Annotated in this window: 12 protein-coding genes; all 12 read right to left on the bottom strand. The window is 67.6% G+C overall.

Going from position 1 to position 12,746, the window contains the following annotated elements:
- Nucleotides 1-23: 23 nt before the first annotated feature.
- The 12 genes from AC5P88_RS17110 to AC5P88_RS17055 all read right to left on the bottom strand — a co-directional run bounded on the left by AC5P88_RS17110 (nucleotide 24) and on the right by AC5P88_RS17055 (nucleotide 12,743).
- Nucleotides 24-1,214, bottom strand: coding sequence for a 1-deoxy-D-xylulose-5-phosphate reductoisomerase (locus AC5P88_RS17110; protein WP_495225586.1), 1,191 nt, complete (start codon nucleotides 1,212-1,214; stop codon nucleotides 24-26).
- Between the two features lie 2 nt (nucleotides 1,215-1,216).
- A complete protein-coding gene (locus AC5P88_RS17105) occupies nucleotides 1,217-2,053 on the bottom strand; it encodes a phosphatidate cytidylyltransferase (protein ID WP_106550901.1) in 837 nt (278 codons plus the stop codon).
- Complete coding sequence (uppS, locus tag AC5P88_RS17100; RefSeq protein WP_106550900.1) at nucleotides 2,050-2,817, bottom strand: polyprenyl diphosphate synthase; 768 nt, start codon at nucleotides 2,815-2,817, stop codon at nucleotides 2,050-2,052. The genes AC5P88_RS17105 and uppS overlap by 4 nt, the downstream gene beginning before the upstream one ends.
- Nucleotides 2,818-2,822: 5 nt before the next feature.
- Nucleotides 2,823-3,377: a ribosome recycling factor gene (gene frr, locus AC5P88_RS17095; protein WP_049427358.1), complete on the bottom strand. Its 555-nt coding sequence runs from the start codon at nucleotides 3,375-3,377 to the stop codon at nucleotides 2,823-2,825.
- Between the two features lie 96 nt (nucleotides 3,378-3,473).
- Nucleotides 3,474-4,202 (bottom strand): UMP kinase, encoded by a 729-nt coding sequence (pyrH, locus tag AC5P88_RS17090; protein ID WP_005408745.1) that lies wholly within the window; start codon nucleotides 4,200-4,202, stop codon nucleotides 3,474-3,476.
- Between the two features lie 121 nt (nucleotides 4,203-4,323).
- The gene (locus AC5P88_RS17085) at nucleotides 4,324-5,862 is read right to left on the bottom strand and encodes a GGDEF domain-containing protein (protein WP_111112822.1); all 1,539 of its coding nucleotides are present in this window, start codon (nucleotides 5,860-5,862) and stop codon (nucleotides 4,324-4,326) included.
- A gap of 321 nt (nucleotides 5,863-6,183) precedes the next feature.
- Nucleotides 6,184-7,059, bottom strand: a complete 876-nt coding sequence (gene tsf / locus AC5P88_RS17080; protein WP_005408747.1) for a translation elongation factor Ts — start codon at nucleotides 7,057-7,059, stop codon at nucleotides 6,184-6,186.
- A 126-nt stretch (nucleotides 7,060-7,185) separates the two neighbouring features.
- A complete protein-coding gene (rpsB, locus tag AC5P88_RS17075; RefSeq protein WP_005408748.1) occupies nucleotides 7,186-7,992 on the bottom strand; it encodes a 30S ribosomal protein S2 in 807 nt (268 codons plus the stop codon).
- Between the two features lie 220 nt (nucleotides 7,993-8,212).
- Entirely contained in the window at nucleotides 8,213-8,911 is a 699-nt protein-coding gene (locus AC5P88_RS17070) for a fimbrial biogenesis chaperone (protein WP_495225585.1), read from the bottom strand.
- The gene (locus AC5P88_RS17065) at nucleotides 8,911-9,129 is read right to left on the bottom strand and encodes a hypothetical protein (protein WP_181358239.1); all 219 of its coding nucleotides are present in this window, start codon (nucleotides 9,127-9,129) and stop codon (nucleotides 8,911-8,913) included. Before AC5P88_RS17065 ends, AC5P88_RS17070 begins: the two co-directional genes overlap by 1 nt.
- Nucleotides 9,130-9,330: 201 nt before the next feature.
- Nucleotides 9,331-10,368: a Csu type fimbrial protein gene (locus tag AC5P88_RS17060; RefSeq protein WP_111112824.1), complete on the bottom strand. Its 1,038-nt coding sequence runs from the start codon at nucleotides 10,366-10,368 to the stop codon at nucleotides 9,331-9,333.
- Nucleotides 10,365-12,743: a fimbria/pilus outer membrane usher protein gene (locus tag AC5P88_RS17055; protein WP_495225584.1), complete on the bottom strand. Its 2,379-nt coding sequence runs from the start codon at nucleotides 12,741-12,743 to the stop codon at nucleotides 10,365-10,367. Before AC5P88_RS17055 ends, AC5P88_RS17060 begins: the two co-directional genes overlap by 4 nt.
- Nucleotides 12,744-12,746 lie beyond the last annotated feature (3 nt).

The raw sequence follows: 12,746 nt of genomic DNA, 5'->3' as shown, positions 1-12,746 counted from the left end.
GTCATGCTGGGCGAGGCGGTCGTTCAGGCGGCGTCGATGGCGTTCAGGGTGAGCTGGCGTGCCCGCTGGTCGGCGGACAACAGGATCTCCAGTGTATCGGCTGCTTGCGTCGGCAGTGTTGAAAGAGCGTTAGCAACCAGCTCCGGGATGGTCAGGAAACCGATCCGGCCCTGAAGAAATGCTGAAACCGCCTCTTCATTGGCGGCGTTCAGCACCGCCGGGGCAGTACCGCCGGCCTGCATGGCCTGCCAGGCCAGCGCCAGGCAGGGGAAGGCGTCGGTGTCTGGTGCCTCGAAATCCAGCCGGCCCTGCGCCAGCAGGTCCAGTCCGGCCACGCCTGATTCGATGCGCTGCGGCCAGCCCAGGCCGACCGCAAGGGTGGTGCGCATGTCCGGCAGGCCCATCTGGGCCAGGGTCGAGCCGTCGACGAACTCGACCAGCGAATGCACCAGGCTCTGCGGGTGCACCAGTACCTCGATGCGCTCGCCGGGCACCGCGAACAGGTGGTGGGCCTCGATCACTTCAAGGCCCTTGTTCATCAACGTCGCCGAATCGACCGAGATCTTCGGGCCCATCGACCACTTCGGGTGGGCCACGGCCTGGGCCGGGGTGACCTCGGCCAGCTCGGCGCGGCTGCGGCCGCGGAACGGGCCACCCGACGCGGTCAGCAGGATCCGGCGCACGCCGGCGCCGTCGATGCTGGCGTCGCGCGAACGCAGGCACTGGAAGATCGCGCTGTGCTCGCTGTCGATCGGAATGATCTCGGCGCCGGCGCGCTCGGCGGTGCGGGTCAGCAGTTCGCCGGCCAGTACCAGCGATTCCTTGTTGGCCAGCAGGATGCGCTTGCCGGCCGCAGCGGCGGCGAGGGTCGAGGACAGCCCGGCAGCACCGACAATGGCTGCGACGACGGTGTCGCAGGCGTCGCTTGCTGCCAGCTGGTCCAGTGCGGCATGACCGGCGTGGGCTTCGGTGGACAGCCCGGCATCGCGCAGGCCGTCGCGCAGTTCGGTGAACAGCGTTTCGTCGGCGATGACCGCGTGCGCGGGCTTGTGCTGGCGGCACAGCGCCAGCAGCGCCTGCACCTGGCGGCCGGCGGCCAGCACCGTGGCCTGGTAGCGCTGCGGGTGGCGGGCGATCACGTCCAGCGTGGAGGCACCGATCGAGCCGGTGGCGCCGTATACGGCGACCCGGCGCAGGTCTGCGACAGCATTCATGGTCAGAACCCGAAGATTTCCTTGCCCAGCGCGAACACCGGCACGGCGGCGAGGACGCCGTCGACGCGGTCGAGCACGCCACCATGGCCCGGGATCAAGTTGCCCGAGTCCTTGGCACCGGCGTGGCGCTTGATCAGGCTTTCGAACAGATCACCCAGCACCGACGCGAATACCGCCACCACCGAGGTGATCAGCAGGCCCGGCAGGTGGGCGACGTCGACGCCGGCCAGCCAACCGAGGCCGACGGCCACGGCGACACCGGCCAGCAGGCCGCCGAACAGGCCTTCCCAGGTCTTGTTGGGGCTGATCCGCGGCGCCAGCTTGTGCTTGCCGAAGTGACGGCCGGCGAAATAGGCGCCCGAATCGGCTGCCCACACCAGTGCCAGCGCGGCCAGCAGCCACAGGTGGCCCTGCTTGCCCGGCGGATCACCGCCAGCGTGGATCAGCACCAGCGCCGCCCAGGCCGGAACGATGGCCAGGGTGCCGGCCAGCATCTTCACGATCCGGGAGGGGGCCGTCGGCTGGGCACCGAAGTTGAAGAAGCGCAGCCAGACCAGCGCCGCCAGCCACCAGGCGACACCCGCCAATGTGGTGATCTGGAACAGCACCAGCGTGCTGCCATCGGCCCACACCAGCAGCACCATCAGCAGCAGGTTCAGCACCAGCAGCACGGTGCGCGCGAGGGTGTCTTCGATGCCGGCCAGCTTCAGCCATTCCCACAGGCCGATCAGCAGCACGGCGGCGGCGGCGGCGGCCAGCCATTGCGTCGGCAGCAGCAGGATCGCGGCGATGGCGACCGGCGCCATGATCAGCGCGGCAAGGACTCGGGTCTTGGTCATGGGCTGGAGGTCTCGGTGGCCAGTGCGGCGATCTGGGCGCTGGTCAGGCCGAAACGACGCTCGCGGCTGCCATAGGCATCCAGCGCCTGCTGCAGCAGGGCGGCATCGAAGTCCGGCCACAGCGCCTCGGTGAACCACAGCTCGGTGTAGGCCAGCTGCCACAGCAGGAAGTTGCTGATGCGGGTGTCGCCACCGGTGCGGATGAACAGATCCGGCGGCGGCAGGTCGGCCAGGGCGACCTGGCTGCCCAGTAGCGATTCGTCGATCTGTTCGGGCAGCAGGCGACCTGCGGCGACTTCAGCGGCCAGCGCGCGCGCGGCACGGGCGATGTCCTGGCGACCGCCGTAACTGGCGGCGATCGACAGGGTCAGGGTGGTGTTGTCGGCGGTGCGCTGCTCGGCCAGCTGCATGCGGCTGACCAGTCCGGCACCGAAGCGCTCGCGTTCGCCGATGAAGCGTACGCGCACGCCACGCCGGTGCAGCTCGTCCACTTCGCGGTCGAGCGCGCCGAGGAACAGCTTCATCAGGGCGTCGACTTCTTCCTGCGGCCGGCCCCAGTTCTCGCTGGAAAACGCGAACAGGGTCAGCGCCGGAATGCCCAGTTCAAGGCAGCGCTCGATGGTGCGGTTGACCGCGCGCGCGCCGGCGCGGTGGCCGATCACGCGCGGGCGGCGGCGCTGCTGTGCCCAACGCCCGTTGCCATCCATGATGATGGCGACGTGGCGGGGCAGGGCGGCCGGCAACGGAGGCGGGACTGAAGGCATCGACTTCAGACCGACAGCAGTTCTTTTTCCTTGTCGGCGACGACCTTGTCGACGTCCTTGATGTTGGCGTCGGTCAGCTTCTGGATGTCGTCTTCGCCGCGCTTCTTTTCGTCTTCGCTGATCGCTTTGTCCTTGACCAGCTTGGCGATTTCCTTGTTCGCGTCCTGACGGATGTTGCGGATCGCGATCTTGGCGCCTTCGCCTTCCTTCTGCACCTGCTTGGCCAGTTCCTTGCGGCGCTCTTCGGTCGGCGGCGGCATGTTGATGCGGATCGCGGTGCCCAGCGTGTTCGGGGTGAACTCGGCGTTGTAGAGACCCTTTTCGATCTCCTTGATCATGCCCTTGTCGAACGGGGTGACCAGCAGCGAGTGCGCGTCGGCGTTGGAGATCGAGGCAACCTGGTTCAGCGGGGTGCTGGCATTGCCGTAGGCATTGACCGTCACGCGGTCCAGCAGGGCTGGCGTGGCACGCCCGGTCCGGATGGAGGTGAGGGTGTGCTTCAGAGCGTCGATGCTCTTGGCCATGCGCGTCTGCGCGTTGTTCTTGATGTCGTTGAGCATCGCCCGGTCCTGGATGTATCTGGAATCGGGCGATTATAGGCGAATACGGGACGCTGCCGGGCCTGAATCGGCCCGGTTGTCGCCGCGCGCTCAGGCTCAGGCCGGATCGCGGCCCTGGACCAGGGTGCCGATGTTCTCGCCGTTGAGGATCTTCAGCAGCTCGCCCGGCTGGCCCATGTCGAACACGCGCATCGGCAGGTCGCTGTCGCGGGCCAGTGCGAAGGCCGCGGTATCCATCACTTCCAGGCCGCGGCGGATCACTTCGTCGTAGCTCAGGCTGTCGAAGCGGACCGCATCGCTGTGCTTGTTCGGGTCCTTGTCGTACACGCCGTCGACCTTGGTGGCCTTCAGCAGCAGGTCGGCGCCGATCTCGATCGCGCGCAGGGCGGCACCGGAGTCGGTGGTGAAGAACGGGCTGCCGACGCCGGCGGCGAAGATCACCAGTCGGCCCTTTTCCAGGTGGCGGATGGCGCGGCGGCGGATGTAGTCCTCGCACACGTCGTTGATCTTGATCGCGCTCATCACGCGGGCCTTGGCACCCAGCTTCTCCAGGGCGTCCTGCATGGCCAGGGCATTGATGACGGTGGCCAGCATGCCCATCTGGTCGCCGGTGACCCGGTCCATGCCGCCCGCGGCCAGGCCGGCGCCGCGGAAGATGTTGCCGCCGCCGATCACCAGCGCCACTTCGGCGCCTGCCTGCTGGGCTTCGATGACCTCACGGGCCAGGCGGTTGATGATCTTCGGGTCGATGCCGTAGTCCTCATCTCCCATCAGCGCCTCCCCGGATAGTTTCAGAAGGATGCGGCGATAGGCGAGCTTGGACATGGGGACCTCGGGTGCGTGGAAATCGCGGGCGATTCTACGCGCATGCGGCGTCGGGCCAAAGTGTTTTGTGCACTGCGGCGCAAAATCCTGGCATCCGCCCCGGTTATCCGGGGCTTCCCGTTCAGCCCAGCTCGGCGCCCGCGGTCGCTGACAGCTCGTCGTGGCCGAGGGCGCCGGGGGAGCGCGCGATCACCCGGTTGCGGCCGAGGTTCTTGGAGCGGTACAGCACGTCGTCGGCGGCGCGCAGCAGGTCCTGCACGTCGGCGAAGCGTTCGTAGCCGCCCTGGGTGGCCACGCCGGCGGAGAAGGTGACGAACAGTGGGCCGCCTTCCAGTTCGGCCATCGGCGTGGCAACGATGTTGGCCAGCACCCGGCGGATCACGTCCAGTGCTACCGTTTCGCTGGTGTTGGGCAGCAGCGCGACGAACTCCTCGCCGCCGAAGCGGGCCACGGTGTCGCTGTGGCGCAGCTGGCCCTGCAGTTTGCCGGCAAAGGCCCGCAGCACCTCGTCGCCGGTCAGGTGGCCATGGGCGTCGTTGATCTTCTTGAAGTCGTCCAGGTCGATGAAGGCCACCGACAGCGGCCAGCCCTGGCGACCGGCGCGCAGGAATTCCTGCTCCAGCACCGCTTCCAGCTGGCGCCGGTTGAGCACGCCGGTGAGGGCGTCACGATGGGCCTGGTCTGCCAGGCGCTTGGCCCGGGCTTCGAATTCGTCGGCGCGGCGACGGGCCTGGTCGGCATCCTGCAGCTCGCGCAGGTTGCGCAGGGTCGCCAGTTCCTGCGCGTGGTCGATCAGCTCGCGCACCCGCAAGGGGGAATTCAGGCCGGCCTCGAACAGGCTGGCGATGTCCGGCAGCGCCTCGCTGATGCGGGTCAGGACCTGGTCGAAACGGGCGCTGTCCAGTTCAAGGCGGTCATGCACCTGCTGCAGGGCGCGCTCGCGGGCGGCATCGGCGTCATCGTCCAGCCAGATGTCGGCCACCGCGCCGGACAGCTGCACGCAGGCCTGGAACGGCGATTCCGCAGCGTCCAGGTCTTCGCTGTGGCTGATGCTTTCCACCAGATAGCGGGGCAGGCCCCACTGCTCGGCCACCCAGGCGCCGACCTCGGCGTGGCTGCAGCCCAGTTCGTCACGCTCGCGCGCGACCAGATCGATGTTGTCGCGCGCTTCGCGCAGCAGCGGCAGGTAGCGCTCCGATTCGGCCTGGGCCAGGCACAGTACGCCCAGGTCCTGCAGCAGGCCGGCCAGCATCAGTTCTTCCAGCCGGCGCAGGCCGCGGGCCTGGCCCAGCTGGCTGGCGGCCAGCGCGCTGAGGATGCTGCGCTTCCAGGCGCGTTGGCGCAGGTCGTGGTCGGCGCCGGTACCGCCGGTCAGTCCCTGGGTGACGGTGAAACCGAGGGCCAGGCTGATCGTGGCATTCAGGCCGAGCATGGTCAGCGCCTGGCCGAGGTTCTCGATCCGGCGGCGGCTGGCGTACAGCGGCGAATTGGCGATGCGCAGCATGCGAGCACTCAGCGCCATGTCGATGGCGATGATGTCGGCGGCGGTGGCGATATCCGCTTCCGGGTCCTGTGCCAGTTCGATGATGCGCAGGGCAATACCGGGTGGCGAGGGCAGGTTGCGGCAGAGCGCCAGGGCAGCTGTCAGCTCGGGAGGCATGTCGGGTCGTTCAATTCCATTGGGACAAGAATACCTAGGAATGCATCACAGTCCGCGATTTTCGTTCCTGCTAAATGACTGTTGATTCCCTGTGCCGAGTATCGGCTTGATTCGCGCGCAACGCAAAGCCCTCTGGTGCCGGTGTGCGCACCCACGGTGCGCACCCACAGAGAGCAGGGAGTACCCACAGAGAGCAGGGCACCCTCGGAGATCGGGGGCAGCCACAGTGGTGCATGGGCGCCCCCCATCTTCCCGGACATAAAAAAAGAGCCGCGGTTTCCCGCGGCTCCTTCTGGTCGTTTCACAGCCCGAGGGCTGGAATCAGACCTGCATCGCCTTGGCAACTTCGGCGGCGTAGTCTTCCACCACCTTCTCGATGCCTTCGCCGACGATCAGCAGCTTGAAGCCAGCAACATCGGCGCCAGCGGCCTTGACCACCTGCTCGACGGTGGTGTCGCCCAGCACGTAGGTCTGGCCGTACAGGGTCACGTCGCTGACGATCTTGTTGATCTTGCCGCTGATGATCTTTTCCAGGATGTCGGCCGGCTTGGCCTTGTCCTTTTCGGACATCTTGGCCAGCTCGATTTCCTTTTCCTTCTCGACGAAGTCGGCCGGAACATCCGCAGCCTTGTTGTGCGGCGGCTTCAGCGCAGCCACGTGCATGGCCAGGCCACGGGCCAGCTCGACGTCGCCGCCGATCAGATCGACCAGCACGCCGACCTTGCCGTTGGTGTGGACATACGCACCGATGTTGCCGGTGGTGTCGACATTCACCATGCGGCGGATCTGGATGTTCTCACCCAGGGTCTGCACAGCGGTGGCGCGGGCTTCTTCAACGGTGCGGCCATCGGCCAGCTTGGCAGCCTTCACGGCTTCGACGTCGGTGGCGCCCGATGCCAGGGCGGCAGCGGCAACGGCATTGACGAAGGACTTGAAGTTGTCATCGTTGGCGACGAAGTCGGTTTCCGAGTTGACTTCGACCAGCACGGCCTTGCCGCCGTCCTGGGCCAGGCCCAGACGGCCTTCGGCGGCCACGCGGTCAGCCTTCTTGTCGGCCTTGGCAGCGCCGGACTTGCGCATGGCTTCAGCAGCAGCGTCGATGTCGCCGTTGGCTTCAGTGAGCGCCTTCTTGCATTCCATCATGCCGGCGCCGGTGCGCTCGCGCAGTTCCTTGACCAGGGAAGCAGTGATTTCCACGGGATTACCTCACGAAAGAAAGGGGTAGGGCCGGCATGGTGGCCGGCCCGTGTGACACGGTCCTGTCACGCGCCAAGGGCTGCGTGCAGGGAGGGTGGACGCCGGGCGTCCACCCCGGGGCCTGGATCAGGCCTGGGCGTCGTCGCCCTTCTTGGCAGCCTTCTTGGCCGGAGCGCGGCGGGCCGGCTTCTCTTCGCCTTCGGCAGCGGCTTCAGCGAACTCTTCCTCGCGCACCGAAGCGGCGTGCGGAGCAGCGGCCTTGCCTTCCAGCACGGCGTCGGCAGCGGCGCGGGCGTACAGCTGCACAGCGCGGATGGCGTCGTCGTTGCCCGGGATGGCGTAATCAACCAGTTCCGGGTTGTAGTTGGTGTCGACCACGGCGATGACCGGGATGCCCAGCTTCTTGGCTTCCTTGATCGCGATGTCTTCGTGGCCGATGTCGATCACGAAGATGGCGTCCGGCAGGCGGTTCATGTCCTTGATGCCGCCCAGCGAGGCTTCCAGCTTGTCGCGCTCGCGACGCAGGCCCAGCACTTCGTGCTTGACCAGCTTCTCGAAGGTGCCGTCGGTTTCACCGGCTTCCAGTTCCTTCAGGCGGGCAACCGACTGCTTGACGGTACGGAAGTTGGTCAGGGTGCCGCCCAGCCAACGCTGGTTCATGAACGGCATGCCGCAACGCTCGGCTTCTTCCTTGATGGTTTCGCGGGCGCTGCGCTTGGTGCCCAGGAACAGGACGGTGCCGCGCTTCTGGGCAACCGACGAGATGAAGTTCATCGCGTCGTTGAACAGCGGGACGGTCTTTTCCAGGTTGATGATGTGGATCTTGCCGCGGGCGCCGAAGATGTACGGAGCCATCTTCGGGTTCCAGTAGCGGGTCTGGTGGCCGAAGTGGACGCCGGCTTCCAGCATCTGACGCATGGTGACCTGGGGCATTGCAATACTCCTGATATGGAACCAGCGATTCCGCCCGCGGGGATAGGTATGCGGGACGCGTGGAAGCGCGATCGGTTCCGGGGTTGGGCTTCCCTGTTGCCTCCGTGGCCGAACTCCTTGCGGAGCACCCCGGCACGGATGGGGGCAGCAGGTGTGGATTCACCGGTGACGTCCGGTGTGGACGGGCTCCCGCGCACGCAGGCGGCAGGAATCCGGTCGATTATAGCCCGCTCGGTGCGCTGGCTGCAATTGCCGGGTCTGGAGCGGCCAGATCGACCACGCGCCCATCCTGCAGCCGGGCCTGGAAATGACCGCCGGCGTAGCCATCGGCGTGGGCGGGCAGGGCCCAGCGGCGCTCACGGCCGGCCAGCAGATAGCCGGCCAGGCCCGGCAGCAGCAGGGTGCGCCGGCCGTCGCTGGTTATGTAGGCGAGATCGTTCAGGCGTGCGTGCAGGGTACCGGTGTTGCTCAGTCGCAGGAAGGTATGTGACTGGCCCGGTTCGATCCCTGCATACAGCCGCGGCTGGGTCATTGGTGTGGCGGGCCCTCGGAACAGCGGCAGGGAATAGCGCTGCAGGCCTGGTGTGGTGGGAGCCAGGACGACCCGATAGGCCTGTTCACCGACAGCGGGTGTCGGCTGGCGTGGCAGCAGCCAGATGCGCTGGCGGATACCGGGCGGGATGTCGAGCTGGGTGGGGCTGGCGAGAACCTGGTCGGTGGGGCGCAGCACTTCGGCGTCGGTCTGCTGTTCCCACGCCAGGATCTGCACCCGCCCCTGCCAGCGGCCGGGACCGGGGTTGTAGAGCCACAGTTCGCCCTGGCCACCTTCGGCGGGCAGTTGCAGTGTGGTCGGCAACAGGTCCAGTGCTGCGGCAGGCCACGCCAGCAGCATCGCCAACAGGGTCGGAAGTGCCCGCATCAGTAGATGACGGTTACGGCGGACGTCGAGTCTTCCTCGTCGGCGGGAGGTGCGAGCTCGCGGACCTGGGGAGGCAGTTGCGGTGCGTCGCTGCGCTGGTGAGGGGCGGGGCAGTGGGTGCTGCCGGCGTCATCGCGACAGGCTTCGACCACGGTCAGGCGGATCTGCAGCGGCGCGGGACTGGGTTCAGCCCATGCGGGCGTGCTGGCGACCAGCATCGCCCCGATCAGAATTGCGCGAACCACCTGCCAACCACCGTGCTGAAAGATCTCGCTGCGCGGTATCGGCTGGATCGGCCGAATCTGTAGAGTCGACTGTCAGTCGACTGCTCCTGGCGCAAGCGTGATGCGCGCATCCGCGCATGGCGTGGATCTACCGAGGCCTGCCCGGTGGGTGCCGACCGTTGGTCGGCACACCTATCAATAGGTGATCGTCACCTGCACCACATCGTTGTAGGTGCCGGCCGGCGGTTGGCCGGTGACCGGCGGCACCCGGCCATAGATCGTCAGCTGCTGCGCGCTGCCAGTGCCGGTGCCGCTGGCGGTATCGACGGTCAGCGTGTTGCCCCAGCGCTGGGTGCGTGTGGAATCGCGGTACAGCTCGTAGGTGAGGTAGTAGGTGCTGGCGCCGATGGTGGTGGCCATGCGTCGCGTGCTGGTGGCGGTGGGGTTGTTCTGGCCGTTGTTGAGGCTGACCTGGTAGGCCGTGTTCTTGAGGCAGGTCAGGGTCAAGGTGGCGGTCTGGTCGATGTTGGCGGGAATGCTGCCGGTGACGTTGCCGAAGTTCATGTTGGTGGTGACATAGCTTCCGCACTGCGGCAACACGTTGGCGGTGGCGGTAAAGCTGAAGGCGGCACTGGCGCTGTTGGTACCGGTGGCGCCGCCGTTGCAGGTGGCGGGCACGGTGGCCGTGCCGAGCAGCACTTCGTTCCAGGCCCAGGTCAGCACCACGTTCGCACCGCTGAACGTACTGCTGTAGGCGCCCGACGCCAGGATCTGGTTGGCCGGGATCTGCGCGAACAGCTGGGTGGCCTGCGCACCGCTGCCACCGGTCAGCAACGGCACGCTGTAGGTCATGGCCAGTTCCTGTGCCGGCGGCGTGCCACGCGGGGTCAGCCCGGTTACCTGGCTGAAATTGGAGGTGTTGTAGAGCTGGAAATTCATGGTGTCGCTGGTGCTGGTGGCCATCGTGCGCCAGCTGGAGCTGCTGCCGCCGCCGCTGCCGGCGCCGATGCCCACGCAGACCCGCACGCCAGTGGTGGCCAGCAGGCTCAACGCAGCGGTTGTGCAGGACACCGTGATGTTGAGCGTGCCGGTGGTTGCGCCGGGCGCATTGCTGTTCACGTTGCCGAACGGCAGCGTCGGGTCGGCGATGGCGGTGCAGACCGCGGTGGCACGTGCCGGTGCCGCCGCCAGCAGGCCGGCAACCAGCAGCAATCCGAGCAGCAGCACCTTCATTGCGCCACCTCCGGAATGCACTGCAGCGGCGCCGGTTTGGGGCGTGCACCGGTGGCCACCACCTTGGGCAGGTCCGGCACCTTCACCCGGCACTGGCCGCGGCTGGTGGTGATGTACAACACGCTGCCGGCGGCCACGTCTTCCAGGTACAGCAGACCGTCATAGCCCACCAGCGCCTGGCGCCCGTCCGGCAGCTGCGCCTCGCTGCCGACCTCCAGCGGTTGCCCGTCCATGCCGTGCAGGGTCAGGCTCAACGACGGCCGTGAACGCAGTGCGAAGGTCACGTGGGTCCCGGCGCGCTGGCGTGGCGTCACCCAGTCTTCGATGCGGTCGGCGCGCATGTCCTCGGGCAGGTCCAGGGTATCGATGGAGACGCGGTTGCGCTGCCAGGACAACAGCGGGCTGACCAGCAGCAGGCCGCGATCATCAGTCACGCCGATCAGGCGGTTTTCCAGCCGCACCGGCACGCCGCCGACGCCATTGGTGCTGATCACCGCGAATGCGTCGGAGACCTCGCGGGTGGCGAAGGCATGCCCGCCCATCCACACCAGGCTGCCACTGGCGCTGGCGTAGGCATAGTTCAGGCCGCCCTGGCGCGAGGCGCCGAATGAGTAGCGACCGACGTCATTGAGGATGCCGACTTCGGCCAGGCCACCATTGCCATCCTCGCCATGGCGCACCTGCGCGCGCCAACCGACACCGCCGGCGCTGCCGTCGCCGGGCACCGGCTGGGTGACATCGGCCACCCAGCTCTGGCTGTCGCCATTGCGCTGGCTGGACAGGCTGGCCTGGCGGTTGTTGCCCAGGCTGGCGGTGACCGAGAGGTAGATGCTGCGGTCATCGCTCTTGTCCAGGTTCTGGTTCACCGACAGGTACGCCGACCAGCGCTGGCTCCAGGTGCGCGACCAGAACAGGCTGGCGTAGCGGTTGTCCTCGCCGTCGGGGTAGCGCAGTCGCAGGTAGCTGGCGCTGAGTGTGCCCAGCCGCAGCAGATCGGCGCCGACCGTGGCCTGTTCGCTGATGCTCGGCGGCAGGTTGCCCTGCAGTGCGCCCAGGTCGCGGTAATCTCCATGGCTGCGCACGGTGCGCAGGTTGACGTTGAGCCGGCGGTTGTTCCAGCTGTAGCCCAGTGCCCATTGCCCGCCCTGCAGGCCGTGATAGTCACTGTGCGCATAGGCGGCGTTGAACACGCCCGCGCCGCCGAGCAGCCACCAGCCGCCGATGCCGGCCTGGGCCAGGCCACCGCCGCCTTCGGCATGTGCTTCGCCGGTGAAGGCATCGCTGACGCCGCCGCGCCAGCTGGCACTGGCCACGGTGCGATCGTCGTAGGCGAAGGAGCGCTGGCCGAAATCCTCACGCAGGCGGCCAACGCCGACCGACCAGTCCGACAGGCCCTTGGCCAGCAGCTGCTGGGTGCCATAGAAACTGAAATCCAGCGTCTGCATGCGGCCGAACGCATCGGTCACCACCACCTGCGCATTGCCGGTGCCGCTGATGCCGGGCTGCGCGGCCAGCTGGAATGGACCGACCGGCACCTGCCCGCTGTACTGGCGCAGGCCATCGACGTACAGCTCGACCGTGGACGGCACCACCGCCTGGCCGAGGAAGCTGGGCGTAGGGGTCAGCACGCGGTAGGGCTGCAGGCCGTAGTTGCGGCCGATCTGCAGGCCACCCATGCGCACGGGCCGGGTCCAATCGACGAAACCACTGTAGAAGTCGCCGACGTCCAGGGTCATCGCCCTGTCGGGGAAGTCCAGGCTCCACCGGGTGTCCAGGCGCACGCTCTCGCCACGCCAGCGGCGGTCACCGGATTGCTGGTAGCGGCGGCTGATCGCGGTGTTCTCGAAGGTGCCGTTGCCGATCCCGAACAGGCGCAGTTCAGAGCTGAGACTGAGGTTGCCGAGCGTGTCGACCCGGCTGCCATACACGTCGTAGTTCAGCAGCAGGCCGGGCGAGGCGCTGCCGGCCGGTGCGCGGGTCTGCGGCTGGCTGAGCACGGTGGTCGGCAGGGTCAGCTGGTCCAGTGGCACGTCCAGGGCCAGGGTCTGCATATGCGCGTCGTAGCGCACCACGGCCCCGCTGATCTGGTCCAGATAGACCGGCGCATCGCCGCGGGCGCTGAAGCCGAGCTGGCGCAGCACTTCCGGGCTGGCCTGCAGCCGGCCACGGTTTTCGGTGAACGGCAGCAGGCCGCGCGGCGTGCTGTTGAGCGAGACGTCCAGGTAAAGCGTCTGGCTGGCGGTCAGGGGCGTGGGGGCAGGCAGGATCGCATCGGCCGACACCCCGGAGACATCCGCAGCCCCGGCAGCAGCCATGCCGGACACATCGGCGGCCTCGGTCGCCGCAGGAGCCAGGGCAGCCAACAGCGCGCCCATCAA

This window comes from Stenotrophomonas sp. YJH_SMC_8, assembly GCF_059371315.1.
The sequence above is the reverse complement of the archived record's forward strand: the minus strand, read 5'-3'. Positions and strand labels throughout refer to the sequence as shown.